We start from the raw sequence: 24,771 nt of genomic DNA on the forward strand, positions 1-24,771 counted from the left end.
ACCGGGACCATAACGGGCCGCCGCTCCTCGCGCCCGCGGGTCAGCCCCGGCGAGCGGTGTCGCCACGGAAGGCGGCGACCCAGTCGGACGTCGCCCGCAGCCCGCCGAACGTGTAGAAGTGCACGGCCAGCCGGCCGTGCCGCGCCGGGTCGTAGCGGTCGCCCAGGGCGTGCAGGAAGCGGTCGGGACCCGCGGTGCCCATCAGGTTCGTCAGGGAGAACCCGTACTTCTTCGCGATGCCCGCGCTGGTCCCCACGCCGAAGCGCGTCGCGTACGTCAGCAGCCGCCGGATCCCCGCCGGGCCCGGCACCCCCACCCGCACCGGCAGGTCCAGGCCCCGCCCGCGCACCGCCTCGACCCAGTCGAGCACCGGGTCGGCGTCGAAGCCGAACTGGGTGATCACACTGCCGGACAGGCCCTCCTCGCGCAGGACGGCGGCCTTCTCCTCCAGCGCCGACCACAGCGCCGGCCCGGCGATCGCCGGATGTCCCTCCGGGTAGCCGCTCATGCCGACGTGCCGGACGCCGTACTTCCGCAGCAGTCCGGAACGCAGGACGGCGAGCGAGTCCTCGTAGGGGCCGAGCGGTTCGGCCGGGTCGCCGCCGACGACGAACACCTCGTCGATCGCGTCCGCGTCCGCGAGGCCCGCCAGGAACTCCTCCAGCTCCACGCGGGAGCGCAGCCGGCGGGCCGAGATGTGCGGCACGGGCACGAAGCCGAGCCGCCGCACGGCCCGGGCGGCGGCCAGCCGCAGCTCCAGGTCCTCGTTGCCGAGGAAGGTGACGTTGACGCGGGTGCCGGGCGGGATCGTGCCGTGCGCCTCCTCCAGGCGGGACACGTCCTTGCCGGTCATCTCCAGCGAGAAGTCGTCGAGGAGGCGGTGGGCGGGCGTGCGGGGCAGGGTGGGGACGACGTCCATCGGTGTGCCTGCCCCGTCCCTCGTGTAGTCGTGCGCCGCGCCGCGGCCCGGCCGAATCGATCCGCCGGACAGGCTAACAAGCACGGCTGGTCGGGCCTTCCCGGGTGGGGGTGAGGTCGGACACGGGGGCGCCTTGGGCGGCCGTCCCGGGCCTTGGTGACGTTGGACGCGGGGCCCGCGAGGCGGTCGGCCGGGCTGTCCCGGCCTCACCTGGCGTCGGACACGGCGGTGCCGACGGGGCGCCGTACTCTCGACGGCATGTCCCCGCACGTCCTCGTCCTCGGTGGCACCACCGAGGCCCGCGCCCTGGCCGCCGCCCTCGCCGCCCGCCCCGGAGTCCGGGTCACCACATCGCTCGCGGGCCGGGTGGGCCGGCCGGGCGCGCTCGACGGGGAGGTGCGGATCGGGGGGTTCGGCGGAGCCGAGGGGCTGGCCGCGTGGCTGCGGGAGCACGCCGTGGACGCGGTGGCCGACGCCACCCACCCCTTCGCCGCCGGGATCACCGCGAACGCGGCACGGGCCGCGGCGGACACGGGACTGCCGCTGGTGGTGCTGCGCCGGCCGGGCTGGAGCGCCGGGCCGGGTGACCGGTGGCACGAGGCCGCCTCGCTGGAAGGAGCGGCCGCGCTGCTGCCGTCGCTCGGCCGCCGCGTCTTCCTCACGACCGGCCGGCTCGGTCTGGCCGCCTTCGCGCACCTGACGGACCTGCACTTCGTCGTACGGTCCGTGGAGCCGCCGTCACCGCCGATGCCACCGGACGCCGAAGTCGTCCTCGCGCGCGGCCCGTTCACCGTCGCCGACGAGCTGGCGCTGCTGCGGACGCATCGGCTCGACGTGGTGGTCACCAAGGACAGCGGGGGAGCGGCCACGGCGGCGAAACTCACGGCCGCGCGCGAGCTGGGGCTGCCCGTGGTCGTCGTACGACGTCCCCCGCTGCCGGACGGGGTGGCGGCGGTACCGGACGTGGCGGGGGCCCTGGCGCGGCTGGGCCTCGGCGGACCGTGACCGAGGCGCACGCGTTCGGCCGACGGCGCGTGTCCGGTCGACGGCGCGCGGGCGTTGGGCCCCGTTCCGGTGGATCAGGTCGCTTCCGCCAGGGCCCGTTCCGGGTGTCGTTGGGGCAGGCCCGTGTTCAGGTCCTCCACCAGGAGGCGCTTGGCGATGGTGTCGACGGCGGCGCGCAGGTCCGTGCCCGGTGGGCGGCCGATGTCCTCCCGGACTCGCTCCTCCAGCCAGTTCTTCCACGCCTCGGTGATCACCGCGGCCTCGCGGGCGCCCGCCGGCGTATGACTGAGCAGATGGCCTTCCCGGGTGAGATAGCCCTCGTCGACCATGCGGTCGAACACCGGCAGCAGCACCTCCGGCGGCAGATGACGGCGCGCGGCGATCAGCCCGAGGCCCGCGTGGCCGACCATCCGGGTGAAGAGTTCGACCTGCATCACCGCCCACGCCCCGGCCACATCGAGCCGGGTGTCGGAGTCCTGGACGATCCGGCGCCCGGTGTCCAGGTCCGTACCGCCGATGATCTTCGCGACGGACGCCTCCAGCAGCCGCTGCGAGTCGGCACCGTGCGGTGAGGCGAAGCCCTCGCCCATGTCGGTGGAGCCGAGGCGGGCGCTGTCCCGCAGCGGGACCTGCTTGAGGAACAGGGCGACGACGAAGCCGAGGGCGGCGACCGGCACGGTCCACAGGAAGACCGTCTGGATGGTCTCGGCATAGGCGTCGACGATCGGCGCGGCCACATCGGAGGGCAGCCGGTGCAGGCCCTCGGGACTGGTCGCGGCCCGGGTGAGGGTCGCCGGATCCAGCCGGCTCACCTGGGCGGCGGACGCGATGCCCTCCCTCAGGTTGGGCGCCAGCGAGTTGGTGTAGATCGTGCCGAAGACGGCTGTGCCGAACGAACTGCCCAGCGTACGGAAGAAGGTGACGCCCGAGGTCGCGGTGCCGAGGTCGGCGTAGTCGACGGTGTTCTGCACGGCGATCGTCAGCACCTGCATGCTCAGTCCGATGCCGGTGCCGAGCACGAACATGTACAGCGACTCCAGCCAGGCGCCCGATGACGCGTCCATCAGCGACATCAGATACAGGCCCACGCCCATGACCAGCGAGCCGACGATCGGGAAGAGTCGGTAACGGCCGGTCTGGCTCACCACGTTGCCGCTGAAGATCGACGCGATGAGCAGGCCGACCACCATCGGCAGCGTGCGTACCCCGGAGATCGTGGCCGAGTCGCCGTCGACGTACTGCAGATAGGTCGGCAGATAGGTCATCGCGCCGAGCATCGCGAAGCCGACGATGAAGCTGAGGACCGAGCAGACCGTGAACACGGGGTTGCCGAACAGCCGCATCGGCAGCGTCGGTTCCTTCGCCCGGGTCTCGACCCAGCAGAACAGCCCGAGGGCGACGACACCGCCGACGAACAGGCCGATGATCACGCCCGATCCCCACGCGTACTCGTTGCCGCCCCAACTGGTCGCCAGGATCAGCGCGCTCGCGCCGACCGCGACCAGCGCGATCCCGAGATAGTCGATGACCGGCCGGGACGCCGACTTGACCACCGGGATGGTGCGGGCGGCCGCTGCCACCACGAGGATCGCGATCGGCACATTGACGTAGAACGCCCAGCGCCAGGTCAGATGGTCGGTGAACAGGCCGCCGAGCAGCGGGCCGATGACCGTCGCCACCCCGAAGACCGCGCCGATCGCGCCCTGGTACTTGCCGCGTTCGCGCAGCGGGATGACGTCGGCGATCAGCGCCATCGCCGTCACCATCAGCCCGCCCGCGCCGACGCCCTGCATCGCCCGCCAGGTGATCAGCAGCGACATGTCGGTGGCCAGTCCGCACAGGAACGAGCCCGTGATGAAGACGATCGCCGAGACCTGGAAGACCACCTTGCGGCCGAACAGATCGCCGAACTTGCCGACCAGCGCGGTCGCGACGGTCTCCGCGAGGAGGTACGACGTGACCACCCACGACATGTGCTGCGCACCGCCCAGGTCGGACACGATCGTCGGCAGGGCCGTGCCCACGATCGTCTGGTCCAGGGCGGCGAGCAGGATGCCCAGCGCGATGGTCACGAAGACGACGTTGCGGCGGCGCGCGTCCAGCACCGGAGGCTGCGCGGCGGCCGGCGCGGGGCCGGTGGATTCCTCGGTGGCAGTCACGAGGCCACGATCACACCAGCGCTCCCGCCCCGCATGCGGAGGAACTCCTTCCGGTGGAGTGCTAGTCGGTCCCCGGGTTGCGGCGCAGGAGATACGTGTCCATGATCCAGCCCTTGCGCTCGCGGGCCTCGGCGCGCAGGCGCTCGATGCGGGGCGCGGTCTCGGCGATCGGACCGGAGGCGAGGATCTCGTCCGGGGTGCCGATGTAGGCGCCCCAGTAGATGTCGATGTCCTGGTCGGCGTACTGACGGAACGTCTGCTGGGCGTCGAGCATCACCACCACGTCGTCGACGTCCGCCGGGAAGCCCTCCGCGAGCCGCCGGCCCGTGGTGATCTGCACCGGGCGCGCCACCCGGTTCAGTCCCGTGCGATGCCGGGCGACCAGCGCGGAGACGCTGCTGATGCCGGGCACCACGTCGTAGTCGAACGCCACCGTCCCACGGGCCAGCACCTCCTCCAGGATCGCGATCGTGCTGTCGTAGAGCGCGGGGTCGCCCCACACCAGGAACGCGCCGCTCTCGCCGTCGGCGAGCTCCTCGGTGATGAGCCGCTCGTAGATGTCCGCGCGTGCGCTGCGCCAGTCGCCGACCGCCGGGGAGTACGCGGCGCCGCCCGCCCGGCGGTCCCGCTCCGGGTCGCGGGCCTCGACCACGCGGTACGTGCCCTCCGGTACGTGCGCCTGAAGCATGTCGTGGCGCAGCCGCGTGAGATCGCTCTTCACCTCGCCCTTGTCCAGGACGAAGAACACGTCCGTGCCGCGCAGCGCCCTGACGGCCTGGAGGGTCAGCTGGTCCGGGTCGCCCGCGCCGATGCCGATGACATGAATCTTTCGCACACCCCGAGTCTGCCGTACCCCACGCAGGGTGAGGGCACCGGTCCCGGCAGGGGGTGACGGCCGGGCCTCGCCGGGCCGGTCAGAGCTGGGGTGCCCGGGCGCGGGCGTCCACCGGGGTGCCGGTGCGCTCGACCTCGTCCGCCAGGGCGCGGGCCCAGGCCGTGAGGCCGCGCAGATCCATGCCGTACGGGCTCCACCGGCCCGTGTCCGTCGCCCACTCCTCCGCCGCGCCGGCGCCCCGGCGCAGCAGCCGGGGGCCGCCCGTGGTGTTGCCGCGAGCCGCGTGGGTGAGGCCGACCGCGAGCTGGGCGAGCCCCCGCCACAGCGCGCGCTCCGTCTCCGGGCCCGACTTCCAGGCGTCCTCGAAGACCTCGTGCGCGTGGAACGGCCTGCCCGCGCCGAGCAGGGCCCGCGCCTCGGTGACGGTCTCCTCCGGCGTGCGGACGACCCCCTCGGGCTGCCGCTCCACGCCGGCCGCGCCGTACGGCAGCGGCCGGCCGAGCCCGTCGCGTGGCCGGGCGTTGCGGGCCCGCCCCTCGTCGTCCCGGTCCCGCGTGCCGGGGGAGCGGTCCTGGTCCGAACGCCCTGTGCTGCCCATACGGCGATTGTCGCGCGAGGCCGTCCCCTTCGGAGCACCGGCCCGGGTGGGGTAGAGTTCTGTTCGCGCGATCACGCGGGGCTTCTCCGCGTCGCGCATCGGGACGTGGCGCAGCTTGGTAGCGCACTTGACTGGGGGTCAAGGGGTCGCAGGTTCAAATCCTGTCGTCCCGACTACTAGAGAACTACGTAGTCGCAGGTCAGGGCCGGTTTCGGAGACATCCGAAACCGGCCTTCGATCATTCTTGAGGCGGTTCAGCCGAGCAGCAGCAGGGTCATGCCGCTGAGGGCCGGGGCGTGGGGATCGGCGGCGCGCAGACGGTCCCGGCCGCGTTCGTACGCCTCGTCGGTGAGGGCGCTGAGCTTGGAGTCCGACGCGCGGTCCAGGCGTGCGGCGTACTCGGCCAGGGTGGGTGCCGCCGTGTGCTGGACCGTCCGCAGGGCGAGCCGGGAGAAACCGGCCTCCGCGAAGGCCTCCTCGACCCGCTGGACGGTCGGGTACGCGTCGATCGCCCGCTCGGTCTCGGGGAAGTAGCGGACGCGGATGTCGGCGGCGCTGTGCCCGGGGAAGGCGTTGCGGAAGGCTACGCGTCCGCCCGGGCGGAGGGCTCGCCGGGTTTCCCGGGCGGCTGCCTCCAGATCGTCGAGGTGGTGCAGGACGGACCCGAACCACGCGAGGTCCGCGCACGCGTCGGGGACGGGCAGACGCTCGGCCACGCCGTCCAGGGCCTGGATCCAGGGAGGGATCAGCGCGCGGCGGGCGGCGTCCGGCTCCACGGCGAGGACCCGCGCGCCGAACCAGCCGGTGAACGCCGCGGCGAACCCACCCGTCCCGGCCCCGACGTCCAGGATCGTCGGACCGGGTGGGAGATACGGGGCCAGCGCGTCCCGCCACCCGGTCAGGCTCTCGGGCGGCAGATCTCGGGCGGAGCGGTATCTCTCGGCGTCCACGGGAGATCACTCTTTCACGGTGGGGCGCCGCGCGGGGCGCGTGTGCGGAAGGCGCCATGGGCGCCATGGGGGCGGATCGGCCCCGGCCGGGGTGGCCGAGAGCCGGGGTCTTGGGGTCCATCCGGACTCCGACCGGCGTGCCGCGCGTCCGGTTCCGGATGGCCCGGCAGGCCCGGGCCGTCGGCGCTGGCCGGGGTGCAGCGAGTCCAGCGCCAGGCCCCCCGCCCCGGGTCGGCGGTCGGTGTCGGCCGGGGTGCAGTGAGCCCAGCGCCAGGCCCCCCGCCGGGGTGCCGCGCCTCCGGCTGCTGGTGTGGCCCGACCGCCCCGGGCGGGCGGTCAGAGGAGGCCGAGGCCGCGGGCGATCAGGCCGCGTTGTACGTCGTTCGTCCCGCCGCCCAGGAAGGCGAGGACGGACAGGCGCAGGCCCTGCTCGAAGAGGCCTCCGCCGGGCGCGTCCGGTGTGCCGAGGGCCGCCGTGGGGCCGAGGATCTCCAGGGCGTCACGGCTCAGCCGCTCCCCGACCTCCGCCGCCAGCACACCGGCCATCGCCGAGGTCAGGCGCGCCAGGTGCGCCGGACCGGACTCGGCCCGCGCCGCCGCCGCGGTGAGCAGCAGCTCCACCGCCTGCACCTGGACGGCCATCTCGCTCAGCCTGGCCCGCTTCTCCGAACCCAAGGCCCCGGCGACGCCGTCCGGATCGGCGCGGACGGCCGCCAGCACCTCGTCGAACTGCCGGCGGGAGATACCGGCGAGATCGCTGGCCAGCAGCAGCCGTTCGCCGGTGAGCGTGTCGGTGATGACCTGCCAGCCCCGGTTGACCGGGCCGATGCGCGCGGAGTCGCTCACCCGGACGTCGTCGAAGGTCACGGTGCAGCAGATCTGCCCGGACAGGGCCTGGTGCGGCTCGGTCCTGATGCCGGCGGTGGCCATAGGCACCATGAACATGCTGATCCCGGCCATCGGCAGCGTCGCGTCCACGTCCGTGCGCACGGCGAGCCAGATGTACTCCGCCGTATGGGCGTTGGTGATCCAGGACTTCGTCCCGTTGATCACCCAGTCGTCGCCGTCCCGGACCGCGGTCGTGGTCAGCGACGCCAGATCGGAGCCCGCCTCGGGCTCGCTGTAGCCCAGGCAGAAGGTCAGCCCGCCGCCGCGGACCCGCGGCAGATAGCGGGCCTTCTGCTCGTCGGTCCCGTACTTGACGACGGGCGCGCCGACCACCGAGACGGCGGCCATCGCGTGGGCCACCGGCAGCTGGTGGTAGGCGGTCTCGCCCTGCAGCGCCAGCTGCTCGGTGAGGGTGGCGTCGCGGCCGCCGTCGGCGGCGGGCCAGGCCATGCCGAACCACTCCCGTGCTGCCATCGCCGCCACCACGCCGGGGTCGTCGCCCTTGGCGAACACGCGCGCCGCGGAGCGCTGTTCGGCGCTGAAGGAGCGGACCTGCTCCCGTATCCGCGCCGCCGCCGGACCGGCGTCCACGGCGGGCAGGCCGGTCGTGCTCGCGATCAGGACGTCGGCGACCGTGCCATGCGGCGGCGGACAGGTGGGCAGCAGCGCGATGTCGGCATGGACCCGGCGGAAGAGCCAGGGGGCGTCATGCTCCTCGAAGTACCCGCCCGCGCCGAGGGTGTGATGGGCGCTGATCTGGGCGCGCGGTGCGACGGCCGCCGCGTGGGACACCGCCAGCTCGGTGGCGAGGACACGGTCGTCTGCACCGTCGACGTGCCGGCGGACGGCGTCGTCGATGAGGAGTTCGCCCGCGACGAGCTCGATCTCGCGGGACGCCGCGCGCTGCTGGACCGCGCCGAACCCGCCGATCGCCCGGCCGAACTGCTTGCGGACCTTCGCATGGGCGATGGACCGGTCGTGGGTCCGCCGCGCCGCCGCCATCGCCCGTACCGCCAGGCCCAGTCTGAGCAGGGAGAACGCCCGGTCGGCCGACTCGGGTCCGACCTCGACGGCGAACTCGGGGCCGCCGAGGTGGGGCCGCGCCCAGGAGGGCGACGCCAGCCCCGGCTGCGGAACGGCGAACTCCACGGGTCGTAGCGACGCCCGTCCGCCCGTGGGCGGCAGGACCAGCACGTGGGAAGCGGCCGTCCCGGCCTCGGCCAGGGGCACGATCTCGGTCGTCGGCTCTCCAGGCGCCACCAGGATCCGTACGTCGCCCGACGCGATGCGGGCCACGGTCTCCGGGGCCCCGCTCAGCAGGCCCGCGGCGACGAAGCCGTCCATGACGGGCAGCGGGCATCCGGCCGCCCCGGTGGCCCGGACCAGCGCGACGGTCTCGGTCAGACCGCGGGAGCCGAACCAGCCCCGGGCCGCCGCCGACCTCCAGAGCCGGGCCAGGGCGGCATCGTCGGCCAGGTCGGGGAAATGCCATTCCCGGGCCAGAAGCCCGGTGATTTCATCCGTGTCAGCCATGCTGTCAGCCATGCCGAGAATTCGCCCGTCCCGCTCGCGATGTCCGCTGCCGCACCATGGACGCGAGCGTAGAGACGGCGCCTTTGCGGGGCAATGCCGGACCGGGAAAATAGGGGCCGGATAGGGGTTCGCCCCATCAGGGCGGCGGATAGGGTCGTACGCGACCGAGAAATCGGTTTTTGTGCTGCGCTCAGAAAGGTGATGGCAGTGGGAAATACCGACAGCGACAGCTGGATCCGCGTCTACCGCCCGGTGCCGGAGGGCGTACGCCTCTTCTGTTTCCCCCACGCGGGCGGCGCCGCCAGTTTCTACCACCCGTGGTCGACGGCGGTGCGGGGGGACATCGAGGTGCTGGCGGTGCAGTACCCGGGCCGCCAGGACCGCCGCGGTGAGCCGTGCGTGCTGTCCGTCCCCGAGCTGGCCGACCGGATCCACGCGGCGATCCGGCCGCGGCTGACGCGGCCGTACGCGTTCTTCGGCCACAGCATGGGAGCGGTCCTCGCCTTCGAGGTGGCGTCCCGGATCGCCCGGGAGGACGGGGCCGGCCCGGCCCATCTGTTCGTCTCCGGCCGGCGGGCCCCCTCCCTGACCCGGCACGAGGAGCTGCACCGGGCGAGCACGGCCGCGTTCGTCGCGGAGATGCGCGAGCTGGGCGGCACGGACCCGCGCGTCCTGGCGGACGAGACCCTGCTGAACATGGTCCTGCCGACGATCCGCGCCGACTACACGGCCATCGAGACGTACCGCTTCGACTCGGCGCCGCCGCTGGCCTGCGACATCACCGCGCTGATCGGCGACCGCGACCCGAAGGCCTCGGTCGACGAGGCGGCGGCCTGGGAGCGGCACACGCTGGGCCGCTTCGATCTGCGCGTCTTCCCCGGCGACCACTTCTACCTGGACGAGTGCCGCCCCGGGGTGCTCGACGCGATCTCGACGGTGCTCTCGGGAGTACGGCAGGACGCGGGCCGCGCGTAGCCCGCAGCGCGGCGGGTGCCCCCGGAGAGTAACGGAGAATACGGCCCTCTCGCTCCGGTCGACACCCCTATCTCACCCCTAGCAGCACGGCTTTTCACATAAGGGGTGCGGTAAGGGTTGGGGGCGGCCCGTAAAGGAATCTAACGTTACCCGAGTGTGTCCGACCCGAAGAGAAGAAAATGTCGCGGCACCGTCCCTTTCCGAGTACGGCCATCGAGGGTGGGATCGAATTGACAACGGTCGAATACACACCGGAAAACGACTGATGGACTTCGAACTGTCGCCGATTCAGCGTGAACGGTACGCCGGCATCAGCACGGCCGTGGCCGAGCGGTTCGCCGAGCACGAGACGAGCACCGACCCGGAACTGGCCCGGCTGGCCTGGAAGGACGCGGCGAGCATCGGCCTGACGGGACTGTGCCTGCCGACGGGGCACGGCGGGGCGGGCCTGGGCGCGCTGGACACGGCGCTGGGCCTTGAGGCGTTCGGCCGCTCCTGCAACGACATGGGCCTGGTCTTCGGCGTCGCGGCGCACCTGCTGTCGTGTGCCGTGCCCATCTGGGAGTTCGGGTCGGACGCGGCCAAGGAACTGCTGACGGGCCTGGCGGCGGGCGACCTGGTCGCGGGCAACGCCATGACCGAGGACGAGGCGGGCTCGGACGTCGGGCGGATCCGGACCACCGCGACGCGCACGGACGACGGCGAGGCGTATGTGCTCGCCGGCGAGAAGTCCTTTGTCAGCAACGCCCCGATCGCCGATGTGTTCGTGACGTACGCCGTCACGGACCCGTCCGCCGGGTTCCTGGGCGTCTCGGCGTTCGCCGTGCCGCGCGACCTCGACGGTGTCGTCGTCGGTCCGCCGCTCCAGAAGATGGGCCTGAACGGCTGCCTGGCGGCCCGGGTGCGGTTCGAGGACTGCGTCGTACCGGCGCGCTACCGGCTCGGGGCCGAGGGCGCCGGCGGGACGATCTTCCAGCACTCCATGGCGTGGGAGCGCGGCTGTCTCTTCGCCGCCTACCTGGGGCTGATGGAGCGCCAGATCGCCGAGTGCGTGACCCGGACCACCGACCGGCGCCAGTTCGGCCGGAGGATCGCCGGGTTCCAGGCCGTCTCGCACAAGATCGCCCGGATGCGGCAGCGGCTGGAGAGCGCGCGCCTGCTGCTGTACCGCGCCTGCTGGCTGCTCGACCAGGGCCGCACGGACGTCGGCGCGATCGCCATGGCCAAGACCAGCGTGTCCGAGGCCGCGGTCGCCAACAGCCTCGACGCCATGCAGCTGTTCGGCGCGACCGGCTATCTGGCCGGCGCGGGCATCGAGGAGCAGCTGCGCGACAGCCTGCCCACCACGATCTTCTCCGGGACCACCGAGATCCAGCTCGAACTCATCGCGAGGGAGGCAGGGCTGCTGTGACCCTCCATCAACTCGTCATCGAGGCGGCCGCACGCCGGCCCGACGCCCAGGCCGTCAGCGGGCCCTCCGGCTCCTTCACCTACGGCGAACTCGACGCCGCGGCCGACGCGATCGCCGCCCGGCTCGGCCGCCAGGGCGTCGGACGCGGCGACCGGGTCGTGCTCTGGGCGGGCAAGAGCCCCGCGACGGTGGCGGCGATGCAGGCGATCCTCCGGCTCGGCGCCGCCTACGTGCCGGTCGACGGCAGCAGCCCGGTCGCCCGGGTCGCGGCCATCGCCCGGGACTGCGGGGCACGCGTCGTCGTGACGAACGCCGCGCGGATCCCGCGGATCTCGGCCGAGCTCGGCGAGGACACCGGCTACCAGGAGCTGGACGGCCCCTACGACCCGGCACCCCCGGTCGACACCGCCACGGCCGACGACGACCTGGCGTACATCCTCTACACCTCGGGTTCGACCGGCGCGCCCAAGGGGGTGTGCCTGAGCCACGGCAACGCGCGCGCGTTCGTCGACTGGGCCCACGACCTGCTCGCGCCCGGCGAGGACGACCGGTTCGCCAACCACGCGCCCTTCGCCTTCGACCTGTCGGTGCTCGACCTGTACGTGGCGTTCCGCGCCGGCGCGTCGGTGCATCTCATCCCGCCGGAGCTGTCCTTCGCGCCCATGCAGCTCGTCGAGTTCCTGCACCTGGAGAAGATCAGCGTCTGGTACTCGGTGCCGTCCGCCCTCGCCGTGATGATGCGCTACGGCGGGCTCCTCGACCGTCCGGCACCGGAGTCGCTGCACACGGTGCTGTTCGCGGGCGAGCCGTTCCCCATCACCCAGCTGCGCGACCTGGCCGGCTGGACCGGCGCGCGGATGATGAACCTCTACGGCCCGACCGAGACCAACGTGTGCACGTTCCACGAGGTCACCAAGGCCGACCTGGACCGCGACCGGCCGGTGCCGATCGGGATCCCCGCGAGCGGCGACCGGGTCTGGGCGGTGCGGGACGACGGAGGTCTCGCGGCCCCCGGCGAGGAGGGCGAGCTCGTCGTCGACGGCCCCACGGTGATGTCCGGCTACTGGGGCCATCCGCCGCGCAGCGGCCCGTACCGCACCGGCGACCTGGTCCGGGTCCTCGCCGACGGCGCGTTCGACTACCTCGGGCGCCACGACCACATGGTGAAGATCCGGGGCCACCGCGTCGAGCTCGGCGAGGTCGAGTCCGTGCTGGAGAACCACCCCGACGTCGCGGAGGCCGCCGCGGTGGCGGTGGGCGAGGGGGTCGACACCCGCCTGGTGGTGTTCGTGGCCCCGCGCTCCGGCAGCGAGCTCGGCGTCCTCTCCCTGCGGCAGTACCTCAGCCAGCGCCTGCCGCGCTACATGGTGGCGGACGAGGTGCGGATTCTCTCCCCGCTGCCCAGGAACGGCAACGGCAAGATCGACCGGCCGGTGCTGAAGGCGCGCGCCGGCGCGTCCGCTTCGAGCGGCTCATGAACCGCAGCCGTGACAACCACCTCCCAATGGAAAGGGGCGGCGAATGACCCTCGATGAGGTCACACCGCGGATCACGAAGTTCATCAGCGAGAGCTTTCTCGACGGTGACCCGAAAGGCGAACTCACCGAGACCACACCGCTGCTCGAGTGGGAGGTCCTCAACTCGATGAACAGCGCGCTCCTGCTGAACTTCCTGCGGGAGGAACTGCGGGTCGAAGTGCCCCTGGCGTCGATCAACGCGGCGAACTTCCGAGACATCGCCGCGATCAGCAAGCTCGTCTGCGGCCTGATGGCCGTCCCCGCGGAAGGTGCCTGAGAACGTGAGTGTCGATTATGACGTCGTGATCGTCGGCGGTGGCCCGGCCGGTTCCAGCGCCGCCGCCTACCTCGCCAAGGCCGGCCTGAAGGTGGCCGTGTTCGAGGGCGAGAACTTCCCCCGCCCGCACGTCGGCGAGTCCCTCGTCCCGGCCACCACCCGGGTGCTGCTGGAGACCGGGGCGATGGAGAAGATCGAGGCGGCCGGCTTCCCCCGCAAGTACGGCGCGGCCTGGACGTCGTCCCAGTCGCTCAACGTCACCGCCACCCAGGCCAGCAAGCTGACGCATGAACTCGGCGCCGCCGACATCCTGTTCAGCGAGCGCGACCAGCCGGGCGTCGACCGGGACTACACGTTCCACGTCGACCGCAGCAAGTTCGACCTGATCCTCCTCAAGCACGCCGAGAGCCTGGGCGCCAAGGTGTACCAGGGGATGCGGGCCGCGCGCGTCGACTTCGGCGACCCCGACAAGGTCACCCTGACCTGCCGGGTGGGCTCCAGCGAGGTCGACATCACGGCGAAGATGGTCGTCGACGCCTCCGGCCGCCAGACCCTGCTGGGCCGGCAGTTGGGGATCAAGGAGGCCGACCCGGTCTTCAACCAGTACGCCATCCACGCCTGGTTCGACGGCCTCGACCGGTCCGCGGTCGCCAACACCGCCGAGAAGGTCGACTACATCTACATCCACTTCCTGCCGATCAGCGACACCTGGGTCTGGCAGATCCCCATCACCGACACCGTCACCAGCGTCGGCGTGGTGACCCAGAAGCACCGGTTTGCCGAGGCCAACCTCGACCGGGACAAGTTCTTCTGGAGCTTCGTGGAGAGCCGCCCGGACCTGTACGAGGCGCTGAAGAAGACCGAGCAGGTCACGGACTTCAAGGTCGAGGGCGACTACAGCTACGCCATGAAGCAGGTCTGCGGCGACCGGTACGTCCTGATCGGCGACGCCGCGCGCTTCGTCGACCCGATCTTCTCCAGCGGAGTGAGCGTCGCGCTCAACAGCGCGCGCCTCGCCTGCCACGACATCGTCCAGGCCGCCGAGGCCGACGACTTCTCCCGGGCCCGCTTCGCCACCTTCGAGAAGACGATCCGCAACGGCGTCCGCAACTGGTACGAGTTCATCTCGGTCTACTACCGGCTGAACATCCTGTTCACCACCTTCGTGCAGGACCCCCGCTACCGGCTGGACATCATCCGCCTCCTCCAGGGCGACCTCTACGACGAGGAGGAGCCCGAGGTCCTGCGGGTCATGCGGGAGACGGTGACCGCCGTCGAGGAGGACCCGTCCCACCTGTGGCACTCGTACCTGGGCACGCTCCGCGCCCCGGTCCTGGCCCCGGCCTTCTAGCCCCGGTGGACGTCGCGAGGAGCTCCGGGTCGTGACCGCTGCGGCCGGTTCAGCCCTCGTCCGGGAGCGCGAGCGTCCGGGTCAGCACCCGGGCGCCCGGCGCCCGCACCGTGACGGAGGCGATCACCCCGTCCCGCACGGGCAGATCGGTCAGCGACCACGCGGAGATGTCGCCGCACTCGTCGGGAAGCGACACCACAGCGCCGTGGACCGTCGTGACGATGCCGCGCAGGTCCGTGGCGAGGCCCGTACCGAGGGCCTTCGCCACGGCCTCCTTGCGCGTCCAGAAACGGAGCAGCTGCGCGTCCCTGAGCGCCTCCGGCAGCTCGTCCACCGCCCGCCGCTCGGTCTCGGACAGCGCGGTCCGGGCCAGCGCGTCGCGGTCGGCCACCGGGCGCAGCCGCTCGACGTCGACACCCACCGGAGCGTCCCACGACAGGGCCGCCGCCACCACGGCCTCGGCGTGACTGAGGCTGACGTGCAGGCCGCCCGGGTCGACGACCAGCGGGCGCCCCCGTTCGTCGCGCTCCCAGGCCTGGCGGTCCGGCGGACACGATGTGTACGCCTCGACCAGATGCCGGCCGACCCGATGCGCGGTGGCCCGCGTCCGGCGAAATCTCCCCGCGCGCTGGTCCAGGCCGAGCGGCTCGCCCCCGGGCGCCGCGCCCACCGCCACCCAGACGGCGACGTGGCCGACCCCTCCGAGGTGCGGCTCACCCATCGGTCGCCCTCCCGGTATCCCACGGGATCCCGATGCCGACATTGCGGAAGATCATTGTAGAGCAAGGACAATCTTCAATGGCAGAACGACCGCTGACGAGCCCGTACGCCACACCGATCGCCGTCGTCGGCGTCGGCTGCCGGTTCCCCGGCGGCGCCCGCGATCTCGACTCCTTCGGCGCGGCCCTCAGGTCCGCGACCCCCGTCTTCCGGAGCGTCCCCGCGACCCGCTGGGACCGCGCCCACACCGACCCGGACGGCACCGGCCAGGGCACCGCCAGCCATGTCGGCGGCTTCCTGGAGGAGATCGACCGGTTCGACGCCTCCTACTTCGGGGTCGCGCCGCGCGAGGCGAACGCGATGGACCCCCAGCAACGGCTGATGCTGGAGGTGGCCTGGGAGGCGATGAGCGACTCCGGGCGGCCCGCCGACGCCTGGCGCGGCACCCGCACGGGCGCGTTCTTCGGCATGTTCGCCCACGACTACGCGACGCTGCACACCAAGACGCTCGGCATCCGCGGCATCGGGCCGCACTACGCCAGCGGAACCGAGTTCAGCTTCGCGGCCGGCCGGCTGGCCTACACCTTCGACCTGCACGGCCCGATGGCCTCGCTCACCACCACCTGCTCCTCCTCGCTGTTCGCCGTGCATCTGGCGAGTCAGAGCCTGCGGTCCGGCGAGTCCGACATCGCCCTGGCCGGCGGCGTCAGCCTGATGATCACGCCCGAGCTGAGCGTCTTCATGAGCCGGATCGGCGCGATCTCGCCGACCGGGCGATGTCGGCCCTTCGCGGCCGACGCCGACGGCATCCTGCGCGGTGACGGATGCGGCGTCCTCGTCCTCAAGCGCCTGTCCGACGCCGTCGCCGACCGGGACCGGATCTACGGCGTCATCCGCGCGTCGGTGGCCAACCACGACGGCCACAGCCTCGGCATCACCGCGCCCAACGGCCTCGCCCAGGCCGACCTGCTGCGCTCCGCCCTCGGCGGCGCCGGCCTCGGCCCGTCCGACCTCGACTACGTGGAGGCCCACGGCACGGGCACCCCGCTCGGCGACCAGGTCGAACTCATGGCGCTGGACGAGGTCTTCGGCAAGGACCGCGACCCCGCCCACCGGCCCCTCTACGTGGGCTCCAACAAGGCGGTGTTCGGACACACCGACGGCGCGGCCGGGATCGCCGGCCTGCTGAAGGGCCTGTGGGTCGTCAACGCGCGCGAGGTGCCCGCCCAGCCCGGCCTCGACCGGCTCACCTCGGCCGTCCCGTGGGACCGCGGCACCCTGGAGGTGCCGCTCGGCACCGTCAGCCTGGCCGACACCGACCGGCCGCTGCGCGTCGGCGTGAGCTCGTCCGGACTCAGCGGCACCAACGTCCATGTGATCGCCGAAGGCGTCGAGCCCGCCGCGACCCAACCCGCGGCCGACCGCCCGGCCGGCCCCTACGTGCTGCTCGCCTCGGCCCACCACCGGGCCGGCCTGGCCGACCAGATCGCCGCGATGGGGGAGCGGGTGACCGCCGAGGCCGACGGGCTCGGCGACCTCGTCGCCTCCGCCGCCACGCGGCGCACCCACGAACGGCACCGGTTCGCCGCCGTCGCGGCCGGACCGGAGGAACTGGCCGCCGCGCTGGCCGAGTCCGACGAATCGCCGGACGGCGCGTACGTCGGCGCCGTGGACCCCGAGGGCGCCCCCGGCACGGTGTTCGTGTACTCCGGCCAGGGCGCGCAGTGGCCCGGCATGGCGATGGACCTGTACGACGCCTCGCCCGTGGTCCGGGAGACCCTCGACGAGTGCGACGCCCTGATCCGGCGGGACGCCCCCTGGTCACTGATCGACGAGCTGCGTCGCGGCGCGGACGGCCGGCTCGACCGGACCGACATCGCCCAACCCGCCCTGTTCGCCGTGCAGATGGCGCTGACGGGCTGGCTGGCCGACTGCGGCGTCCGGCCCGAGGCCGTCGTCGGCCACAGCGTCGGCGAGATCGCCGCCGCCCACGCGGCGGGCGCTCTCTCCCGCGTCGACGCCGTACGGCTGGCCGTCCTGCGAGGACGGATCCTCCAGGAGACGGCGGGCCGGGGTGCCATGCTCGCGGTCCGCGCGGACCACGACACCGTCCAGGCGATGATCGCCGACACCGGCCTGCCGGTGGTGGTCGCCGCCGTCAACGGGCCCGACGCGGTCGTCCTCAGCGGCCCCGCGGACGCCATCGACTCGGCCGCGGCGGCGGTCGAGGGGCGCGGCCTGCGATGCAAGCGGCTGTCCGGCGACTACGCCTTCCACAGCCCCGTGGTGGCCGAGTGCGGCCCGCTGCTGCGGGAGGCGCTGGACGGTCTCACCGCCGCCGCGCCCTCGGTGCGGCTGCTCTCCAGCGTGCTCCCCGACGACCCGTACGTGCGCCGCGACGCCGTCTACTGGGAACGCAACCTCACCGACCCCGTCCTCCTGTGGCCCGCGATCGACCGGCTGCTCGCCGAGGGCGACCGGGCGCTCGTCGAGATCGGCCCGCACCCCACGCTGGTCCGGCCGCTCGCGGACGCCGTCCGCCGCCGTGACCGCCGGGGGCCGGTGACGGCCACCCTGCGCCGCGACGAGTCCGGGCTGCTCGTGCTGCACAAGACGGTCGCGCGGCTCCACGTCAGCGGTGTCGACGTGGACTGGACGAAGATCACCGGAACGCCGGGCCGGTACCGGACGCTGCCGGTGCCCTCCTGGGGCGGCGACACGTACTGGCTGCCGGGGGTCGAGCCCGGCGAGCAGGGGCGCGGCCCGGCGGAGGCCACGGCGCCGGCCCGGGTGCGCCTGAGCCTGCTCGACGGCGACGGCAAGGTGATCGGCGAGATGCTGGCCCACCCGACGGCCGACTCGGCCCCGCTCACGGGTGGCGCGGCGGCAGCCCCGGGTATCGACGACACGGCGGCAGCCCCGGGCACGAACGGCACAGCGGGCGTACCGGGCGCACCCGGCGGGGTCTCCGTACCGAGCCCCAGTGGCGCGCAGGCCGTACCCGTCTCCGTACCCGCCCCCATGACCGCGCCGCCTGGGCCCGCCCCGGCCGGGCTGTCGCGCGCGGTCGGCGGTGCGCTGCGGCGCGTCGAGGAGCAGGTCGCGGCGGTGCTCGGGCTCTCCGGCTACCAGCCGCTCGCGCGGCGGCGCGGCCTGTTCGACCAGGGCCTGGACTCGCTCACCGCCGTCGAGCTGCGGGACCGCCTGTCCGCCGAGTTCGGCCTGGAACTGCCCACCACGATCGTCTTCGAGCACCCGACGATCGAGCAGCTCAGCGCGTTCCTGGCGGAGGCCGCCCCGGTGGCGGACGGCGCGAGCGGAACGGCCGCGCGGGCCGTCGCGTCCGGCGGCCCCGCGGACGACGACGGGCCGGACGACGACGCCGTCGCGGTGATCGGCATCGCGTGCCGGCTGCCCGGCGCGAGCTCGCCGGAGCAGTTCTGGGAGCTGCTGGCGGAGGGCCGCAACGCGGTCCGCGACATGCCGGCGGCCCGCCGCGCCGACCCCATCTGGGCGGAGGCAGGACCCGACGTCCCCCTGCGCGGCGGCTTCCTCGACGACGTCGAGGGCTTCGACGCGGAGTTCTTCCGGGTCTCGCCGCGCGAGGCCAAGTCGCTCGATCCGCAGCACCGCCTGCTGCTGGAGGTCGCCTGGGAGGCGCTGGAGGACGCCGGCCAGCCCGCGCGCGACGGCCGGGACGCCGGCGTCTACTTCGGCCTCAACACCACCGACTACGCGCAGCTGCTCACCCGGGACATGGCCGACGTCGACCACTTCTACGGGACCGGCACGACATTCGCCGCGGCCGTCGGACGCCTGTCGTACTTCCTCGGGCTGAGCGGCCCCAGCATCGCCGTCGACACCGCGTGCTCGTCGTCCCTGACCGCGGTCCACCTGGCGTGCCAGGGCCTGCGCCAGGGGGACTGCGAGATCGCCGTCGTGGGCGGCGCCAACGTGATCGTCGCGCCCACCGTGTCGGTCTCCATGTCCGGGGCCGGCGCCCTGGCCCCCGACGGACGGTGCAAGACGTTCGACGACGCGGCCGACGGCTACGGCCGCGGCGAGGGAGCGGCGGCGGTCATCCTCAAGCCGCTCGGCGCGGCCCGCCGGGACGGCGACCGCGTCTACGCGGTCATCCGCGGCACCGCCGTCAACCAGGACGGCGCCAGCGGCGGCATGACCGTGCCCAACGCGTCCGCGCAGGTCGCCGTCATCCAGCGGGCGATCGAGGCCGCGGGCTGGGCACCCCGCGACGTCGACTACGTCGAGGCCCACGGCACCGGCACGCCCCTGGGCGACCCGATCGAGGTCCGCGCCCTCGCCGAGGCACTGGGACCGGGCCGCACGGCGGACGAGTCCCTGCTGATCGGCGCCGCCAAGGCCGGCATCGGGCACCTGGAGGCCGCCGCCGGTGTCACCGGGCTGCTCAAGGTGATCCTCGCGCTGCACCACGGCGAGCTCCCGCCCCACCCGCTGAACCGGCCCTCCACGCACATCGACTGGGAGGAACTGCCGGTCTCGGTGGTCACCGAGCGGCGGCAGTGGCCGCGCCGGGACCACCCGCGGCGCGCGGGCGTGAGCTCGTTCGGGTTCAGCGGCAGCAACGCCCACGTGGTCGTGGAGCAGCCACCGGAGGTTCCGCAGCCGGCTCCGGCCGCGCCCCGCCGGGCCCCGTACGTCCTGATGGTCACCGCGGCGTCGGAGCCGGCGCTGCGCCAGGCCGCCGGACGCCTCGCCGCCCGGCTGCGCCGGACCCCGGACGACGTGGACGACATCGTCTTCACCGCCGCCTACCGCCGCACCTGGCTGAGCCACCGGCTCACCGTCACCGGCCGGGACGCCGCCGCCCTCGCGGCGGCCCTGGAGGCGGCGGCGCGAGGCACCGGCACACCGGCCGCCCGCACGGGACAGGTCCCCGACGGGACCGGACGCACCGTCGGATTCCGCTACGGTGCCGAGCCGCCGTCCGCCGCCCTGCGCGAGCGGCTGGCCGAGCTGCCGGAGTACGCCGCGACCCTGCGCTCCTGCGCCGAACGCCTCACCGCGCTCACCGGCGCGACCGTCGACCCGTTCGCCGAGCCGTCGGCCGAGCTGCCGGCCGCGTACCTGCTGTGCCATCACGTCGCGGCGGCCCGGCTGTGGGCCGGCGTCGGACTGGCGCCGCAGGCCGTGATCGGTGAGGGCGCGGGCCAGGTGGGCGCCGCCTGGGCGGCCGGACGGCTGGACCTCGACGACGCGCTGCGCCTCGCCGCCGGGCGGACGTCCGGCGTCGTCCTGCGGCCCGGACGCGTACCCGAGGTGCCGGCCGACGGCGACGGCCCCGCCCTGTCGCCCGACGACCTGGCGCTGCGCGCCCGCCGGGAGGCGCCCGCCGACCGGTCGCAGGACCTGGCCGACGACCTCGCGGACGCGGGCGTGGACACGCTCGTCGACGTCCTGCCGCGCGACCTGCCCGACGCGCCGGCCGCCCGGTTCGGGGTGGCGGTGGACGCCGACGACCCGCTGGACCGGCTCGCCGCCACCGCCGCGGAACTGTTCGTGACCGGCGCCGTCCCCGCACCCCCCGAGGCCGCGCGCCGGCCCGTCAGCCTGCCCGCCTACCCGTGGCAGCACCGCCGCTTCTGGTACCGCGAGGCGCCCGAACTCCCCGACGACCGGCCGCCGGTCCCGTGGGTGCTGTCCGCCGCCAGCGCCACCGGCCTGCGGGCCCGCGCCGCCGCGGTGCGGGACTTCACGGCCCGCGACCGGGAACTCGGCCCCCTCGACGTCGGATCGTCCCTGGCCGCGCTGCCGGGCCGGGCCGCACACCGCGCCGTCGTCCTGGCCGGCGACACCGGAGCCTTCGACGACGCGCTGACCGCGCTCGCGGAGGGCAGGACCTCGGCCCACCTGATCCAGGGCACCGCGGGCGACGACCTCAGGACCGCCCTGGTGTTCCCGGGCCAGGGCGCCCAGTGGCCCGGCATGGCCGCCGACCTCATGGCCGCCGAACCGGCCTTCGCCGAGCAGATGCGCGCGTGCGGGGAGGCCCTGGCCGAGTTCACCGACTGGTCGCTCGCCGCGGTGATCGCCGGGGAGCCCGGCGCCGCCTCGCTCGACCGGGTCGACGTCGTCCAGCCCACGCTCTTCGCGGTGATGGTCTCGCTGGCCGAGCTCTGGCGCTCCTACGGCGTCACACCGGCCGCCGTGGCGGGTCACTCGCAGGGCGAGATCGCCGCCGCGTACGTCGCCGGCGCGCTCTCGCTGCGGGACGCGGCCCGGGTCGTGGCGCTGCGCAGCGCCGAACTGACCCGCCTGTCCGGACAGGGCGGCATGGCCTCGATCGCCCTCGGCGCGGAGGCGGTCACCGCGCTGCTGCGCCGCTTCGACGGCCGTCTGTCGATCGCCGCGGTCAACGGGCCCGGCAGCGTCGTCGTGGCGGGTGACGTCGGCGCCCTGGAGGAACTGGCCGACGTCTGCGAGCGCGACGGCGTCCGGTTCCGGCGCGTCGACGTGGACTACGCCTCGCACTCGCCGCACGTCGAGCAGCTCCGTGACCGGCTCGGCCATGTCCTCGCGGGGATCACGCCCCGGCCGGGGAAGGTGCCGTTCTACTCCTCGGCCACCGGCGGCCTGCTGGACACCGGCGAACTCGGGCCGGAGTACTGGTACCGCAGCCTCCGCGAGCGCGTCCGGTTCGAGGACGCGGTGCGCGCGCTGCTCGCCGACGGCCACGGCCTGTTCATCGAGGCCAGCCCGCACCCGGTGCTCACCCCGGCGATCGAGGAGACCGTCGAGGACACGGGCGGCGACGCCCGGGCCCAGGGCACCCTGCGCAGGAACGACGGCGGCACCGGCCGCTTCCTGACCTCGCTCGCCGAGGCGTACACCCACGGCGCCGACGTGGACTGGCGGCCGGTCTTCGCCGGGCACGACGCGGAGCCGACCGCGATCCCGGACCTCGCGGGCGAGGAACTCGACGCCTGGCGCTACCGCGTCGACTGGCGGCCCGCCGCCGAGACGGACGAGCCGGGGTTGAGCGGGACCTGGCTGGTCGTGGCGCCCCCCACCGGCCCGGGACACGACTGCGCCGACGCCGTGTGCCGGACCCTCGCCGAGCGCGGCGCGGACGCCCAGCGGCTCACCCTGGACCCGGCGCGCGACGGCCGGGAGCACCTCGCCGGACTGCTCCGCGACGGGGCGGCGGCGGACGCGGCCGGTGTGCTGTCGCTGCTGGCGATGGACGAGCGCCCGCACGAGGAGTTCCCGGACGTTCCGGCGGGCACCGCCGGCACGCTGGCCCTCGTCCAGGCACTCGCCGACGTGGCGGCCGACATCCCGATGTGGCTGGTGACCAGCGGTGCCGTCTGTGTGGACGGCGCGGACGGCGCAGACCTGCGATCGCCGGCGCAGGCCCAGGTGTGGGGCATGGGACGGGTCGCCGGCCTGGAGTTCCCGCAGCGCTGGGGCGGGCTCATCGACCTGCCCGGCTCCACCGCCTCCCCCAGTGAGGACGCGCTACAGCGGCTGTGTTCGGTGCTGGCCGGCGGGCTGGGCGCGGAGGACCAGGTCGCCGTGCGCGACAGCGGGGTGCACGTGCGGCGGCTGGTGCGGGACGCGGTGGCCGACCGGCCCGCGCCCCGTACCTGGCAGCCGGACGGCGGCAGCGTGCTGATCACCGGCGGTACGGGCCGGCTCGGCAGGCGCCTGGCCCGGTGGCTGGCGGCCTCGGGAGCGGAGCACGTCATCCTCACCGGCAGGCGGGGCCCGGACGCCCCGGGCGCCGCCGCGCTGCGCGCGGAACTCGCGCGGTCCGGCACCTCGGTGACCATCACGGCCTGCGACGTGGCCGACCGCGCCGCGATGGAGGCCCTGCTCGGCGAGGCCCGGGCCGCCGGACGGCCGGTCCGCACCGTCGTCCACACGGCCGTCGTTCCCGAGCGCGCGCCGATGACGGAGACCCCACCGGCCCGGCTCGCCGACGCGCTGCGCGCCAAGGCGACCGGGGCGCGCGTCCTGGACGAGCTGCTGGGCGAGGACGCCGCGGACACCGTGGACTCCTTCGTCCTGTACTCGTCCGTCGCGGGCGTCTGGGGCGCGGCCGACCACGGCGCCTTCGCGGCCGCCGACGCGTACCTGGAGGCGCTGGCCGTCCGCCGCCGCGCCAGGGGCCTGGCGGGCACCTCCGTGGCCTGGGGCGTCTGGAACCCGTTCGGGGACGTCGACGACGAGGACGACGACCCGGCGGTGCTGGAGATGCTCGCGGGCCAGTCGGAACGGCAGGGGCTGCCGCTGCTGGACACCGACCAGGCGCTGCGCTCCCTGCGGCGCGCGCTCGACCAGAACGACACCTCCGTGGTGGTCGCCGACGTGGAGTGGGACCGGTTCGCCTCGCTCTTCGCGGCGGCCCGTCCCCGGCCGCTCCTCGACGACCTGCCCGAGGTACGGGCCGCCGCCGACGGGGCGTCCGGCCGGGGCGCGGACGGGGCGACGGCCCTCGGCCGGCTGCTGGCCGACCTGGCCGAGTCGGAACGCGAATGGGCGGTGCTCGACCTGGTCCGCACCGAGGCCGCGGCCGTCCTCGGCTACGAACGCGCCGCCGACGTCGACCCCGACCGCCCGTTCACGGACATGGGATCCGACTCGGTCACCGCGGTCGAGTTCCGTACCCGGCTGAACACGGCCACCGGGCTGCGCCTGTCCACATCCCTCGCGTTCGACTACCCCACCGCCACGGCCGTCGCCGGGCACCTGCTCGAACTGGCCCTCGGTGAGCTGGCCGCGCCGGCCGCCGAGCCCCTGGACCTCCCGGCCGACGACGGCGAGCCGGTGGCCATCGTGGGCATGGCGTGCCGCTATCCGGGCGGCGTGGTGTCCCCGGCGGGCCTGTGGCGGCTGCTGATGGAGGGCCGTGACGCCGTGGCCGGGCTGCCGGAGGACCGGGGCTGGGACCTCACCCTGTTCGACCCGGACCCGGATCACCCGGGGACCGCGTACGTCCGCGAGGGCGGCTTCCTCGACGGGGTCGCGGACTTCGACGCGGGCTTCTTCGGGATCTCCCCGCGCGAGGCGCTGGCCATGGACCCCCGCCAGCGGCTGCTGCTGGAGACCTGCTGGGAGCTGTTCGAGGACGCCGGGGTCGACGCGGCGACCCTGAAGGGAAGCCGCACCGGCGTCTTCATCGGCGCCAACCCCACCGACTACGTGACGGGCGCGCCGCAGGTCCCGGAGTGGGCCGAGGGCTACGCCGCGACCGGGAGCACCGGCAGTGTGATGTCCGGGCGGCTGTCGTACGTGTTCGGGCTGGAGGGCCCGGCGATGACGCTCGACGCCGCGTGCTCGTCGTCCCTGGTCGCGCTGCACCTGGCCTGCCAGGCGCTGCGGTCGGGCGAGATCACCATGGCGGTGGCCGGTGGCGCGGCGGTGATGTCGAGCCCGAAGGAGTTCATCGAGTTCAGCCGGCTGGGCGCGCTCGCGCCGGATGGGCGGTGCAAGGCGTTCGCCGCCGCCGCGGACGGGATGAGCCTCGCCGAGGGCGTCGGGCTGTTCCTCGTGGAGCGGCTCTCCGAGGCGCGGCGCAACGGCCATGAGGTGCTCGCCGTGATCCGGGCCTCCGCCGTCAACCAGGACGGCGCGTCGAACGGGCTGACGGCG

Annotated in this window: 13 protein-coding genes, 1 tRNA gene and 1 pseudogene; 8 read left to right on the top strand and 7 right to left on the bottom strand. The window is 74.0% G+C overall.

The genetic code is table 11. The features are described 5' to 3' along the window. Positions 1–40: 40 nt before the first annotated feature. The gene (locus ACZ5NW_RS04050; RefSeq protein WP_468742128.1) at positions 41–919 is read right to left on the bottom strand and encodes a methylenetetrahydrofolate reductase; all 879 of its coding nucleotides are present in this window, start codon (positions 917–919) and stop codon (positions 41–43) included. 258 nt (positions 920–1,177) lie between these two features. Between ACZ5NW_RS04050 and ACZ5NW_RS04055 the strand changes: the two genes are divergently transcribed. Beyond that, positions 1,178–1,924, top strand: a complete 747-nt coding sequence (locus tag ACZ5NW_RS04055) for a cobalt-precorrin-6A reductase (protein WP_468742129.1) — start codon at positions 1,178–1,180, stop codon at positions 1,922–1,924. A 74-nt stretch (positions 1,925–1,998) separates the two neighbouring features. On the opposite strand, the gene ACZ5NW_RS04060 is transcribed toward ACZ5NW_RS04055, so the two are convergent. The 3 genes from ACZ5NW_RS04060 to ACZ5NW_RS04070 all read right to left on the bottom strand — a co-directional run bounded on the left by ACZ5NW_RS04060 (position 1,999) and on the right by ACZ5NW_RS04070 (position 5,516). Continuing rightward, on the bottom strand, positions 1,999–4,083 hold the full coding sequence (locus tag ACZ5NW_RS04060) for an MDR family MFS transporter (RefSeq protein WP_468742130.1): 2,085 nt from the start codon (positions 4,081–4,083) through the stop codon (positions 1,999–2,001). A gap of 61 nt (positions 4,084–4,144) precedes the next feature. Further along, positions 4,145–4,918 (bottom strand): precorrin-6A synthase (deacetylating), encoded by a 774-nt coding sequence (cobF, locus tag ACZ5NW_RS04065; protein WP_468742131.1) that lies wholly within the window; start codon positions 4,916–4,918, stop codon positions 4,145–4,147. A 79-nt stretch (positions 4,919–4,997) separates the two neighbouring features. Continuing rightward, complete coding sequence (locus ACZ5NW_RS04070; RefSeq protein ID WP_468742132.1) at positions 4,998–5,516, bottom strand: DUF309 domain-containing protein; 519 nt, start codon at positions 5,514–5,516, stop codon at positions 4,998–5,000. Between the two features lie 99 nt (positions 5,517–5,615). Here ACZ5NW_RS04070 and ACZ5NW_RS04075 point away from each other — a divergent pair. After that, positions 5,616–5,689, top strand: a tRNA-Pro gene (locus tag ACZ5NW_RS04075). Between the two features lie 81 nt (positions 5,690–5,770). On the opposite strand, the gene ACZ5NW_RS04080 is transcribed toward ACZ5NW_RS04075, so the two are convergent. Together ACZ5NW_RS04080 and ACZ5NW_RS04085 are read right to left on the bottom strand one after the other, a co-directional pair. Beyond that, on the bottom strand, positions 5,771–6,466 hold the full coding sequence (locus ACZ5NW_RS04080) for a class I SAM-dependent methyltransferase (RefSeq protein WP_468742133.1): 696 nt from the start codon (positions 6,464–6,466) through the stop codon (positions 5,771–5,773). A gap of 336 nt (positions 6,467–6,802) precedes the next feature. Continuing rightward, positions 6,803–8,887 carry an acyl-CoA dehydrogenase family protein gene (locus ACZ5NW_RS04085; protein WP_468742134.1) on the bottom strand — a complete coding sequence of 695 codons (2,085 nt, stop codon included), beginning with the start codon at positions 8,885–8,887 and terminating at the stop codon, positions 6,803–6,805. 201 nt (positions 8,888–9,088) lie between these two features. Between ACZ5NW_RS04085 and ACZ5NW_RS04090 the strand changes: the two genes are divergently transcribed. From ACZ5NW_RS04090 to ACZ5NW_RS04110, 5 genes are all read left to right on the top strand, one after another. Beyond that, the gene (locus ACZ5NW_RS04090; protein ID WP_468742135.1) at positions 9,089–9,862 is read left to right on the top strand and encodes a thioesterase II family protein; all 774 of its coding nucleotides are present in this window, start codon (positions 9,089–9,091) and stop codon (positions 9,860–9,862) included. Positions 9,863–10,127: 265 nt separating this feature from the next. Next, positions 10,128–11,273: an acyl-CoA dehydrogenase family protein gene (locus ACZ5NW_RS04095; RefSeq protein ID WP_468742136.1), complete on the top strand. Its 1,146-nt coding sequence runs from the start codon at positions 10,128–10,130 to the stop codon at positions 11,271–11,273. Continuing rightward, positions 11,270–12,751 carry an amino acid adenylation domain-containing protein gene (locus tag ACZ5NW_RS04100; protein ID WP_468742137.1) on the top strand — a complete coding sequence of 494 codons (1,482 nt, stop codon included), beginning with the start codon at positions 11,270–11,272 and terminating at the stop codon, positions 12,749–12,751. Before ACZ5NW_RS04095 ends, ACZ5NW_RS04100 begins: the two co-directional genes overlap by 4 nt. Positions 12,752–12,794: 43 nt before the next feature. Continuing rightward, on the top strand, positions 12,795–13,067 hold the full coding sequence (locus tag ACZ5NW_RS04105; RefSeq protein ID WP_468742138.1) for an acyl carrier protein: 273 nt from the start codon (positions 12,795–12,797) through the stop codon (positions 13,065–13,067). A gap of 4 nt (positions 13,068–13,071) precedes the next feature. Next, positions 13,072–14,418: an NAD(P)/FAD-dependent oxidoreductase gene (locus ACZ5NW_RS04110; RefSeq protein WP_468742139.1), complete on the top strand. Its 1,347-nt coding sequence runs from the start codon at positions 13,072–13,074 to the stop codon at positions 14,416–14,418. Positions 14,419–14,467: 49 nt separating this feature from the next. Here the strand turns inward: ACZ5NW_RS04110 and ACZ5NW_RS04115 are convergent, their stop codons facing one another. Then, the gene (locus tag ACZ5NW_RS04115; protein ID WP_468742140.1) at positions 14,468–15,139 is read right to left on the bottom strand and encodes a 4'-phosphopantetheinyl transferase family protein; all 672 of its coding nucleotides are present in this window, start codon (positions 15,137–15,139) and stop codon (positions 14,468–14,470) included. A gap of 77 nt (positions 15,140–15,216) precedes the next feature. Here ACZ5NW_RS04115 and ACZ5NW_RS04120 point away from each other — a divergent pair. Further along, positions 15,217–24,630: pseudogene (locus ACZ5NW_RS04120) on the top strand (type I polyketide synthase); the annotation flags it as partial. Positions 24,631–24,771 lie beyond the last annotated feature (141 nt).

This window comes from Streptomyces sp. NPDC032126 (assembly GCF_055580085.1).

What these genes read in the sequence shown, in the direction of transcription:
- ACZ5NW_RS04085 (WP_468742134.1), bottom strand. Translation starts at nt 8,887, where the DNA reads ATGGCTGACACGGATGAAATCACCGGGCTTCTGGCCCGGGAATGGCAT.
- ACZ5NW_RS04095 (WP_468742136.1), top strand. Translation starts at nt 10,128, where the DNA reads ATGGACTTCGAACTGTCGCCGATTCAGCGTGAACGGTACGCCGGCATC.
- ACZ5NW_RS04050 (WP_468742128.1), bottom strand. Translation starts at nt 919, where the DNA reads ATGGACGTCGTCCCCACCCTGCCCCGCACGCCCGCCCACCGCCTCCTC.
- ACZ5NW_RS04055 (WP_468742129.1), top strand. Translation starts at nt 1,178, where the DNA reads ATGTCCCCGCACGTCCTCGTCCTCGGTGGCACCACCGAGGCCCGCGCC.
- ACZ5NW_RS04105 (WP_468742138.1), top strand. Translation starts at nt 12,795, where the DNA reads ATGACCCTCGATGAGGTCACACCGCGGATCACGAAGTTCATCAGCGAG.
- ACZ5NW_RS04090 (WP_468742135.1), top strand. Translation starts at nt 9,089, where the DNA reads ATGGCAGTGGGAAATACCGACAGCGACAGCTGGATCCGCGTCTACCGC.
- ACZ5NW_RS04070 (WP_468742132.1), bottom strand. Translation starts at nt 5,516, where the DNA reads ATGGGCAGCACAGGGCGTTCGGACCAGGACCGCTCCCCCGGCACGCGG.
- ACZ5NW_RS04115 (WP_468742140.1), bottom strand. Translation starts at nt 15,139, where the DNA reads ATGGGTGAGCCGCACCTCGGAGGGGTCGGCCACGTCGCCGTCTGGGTG.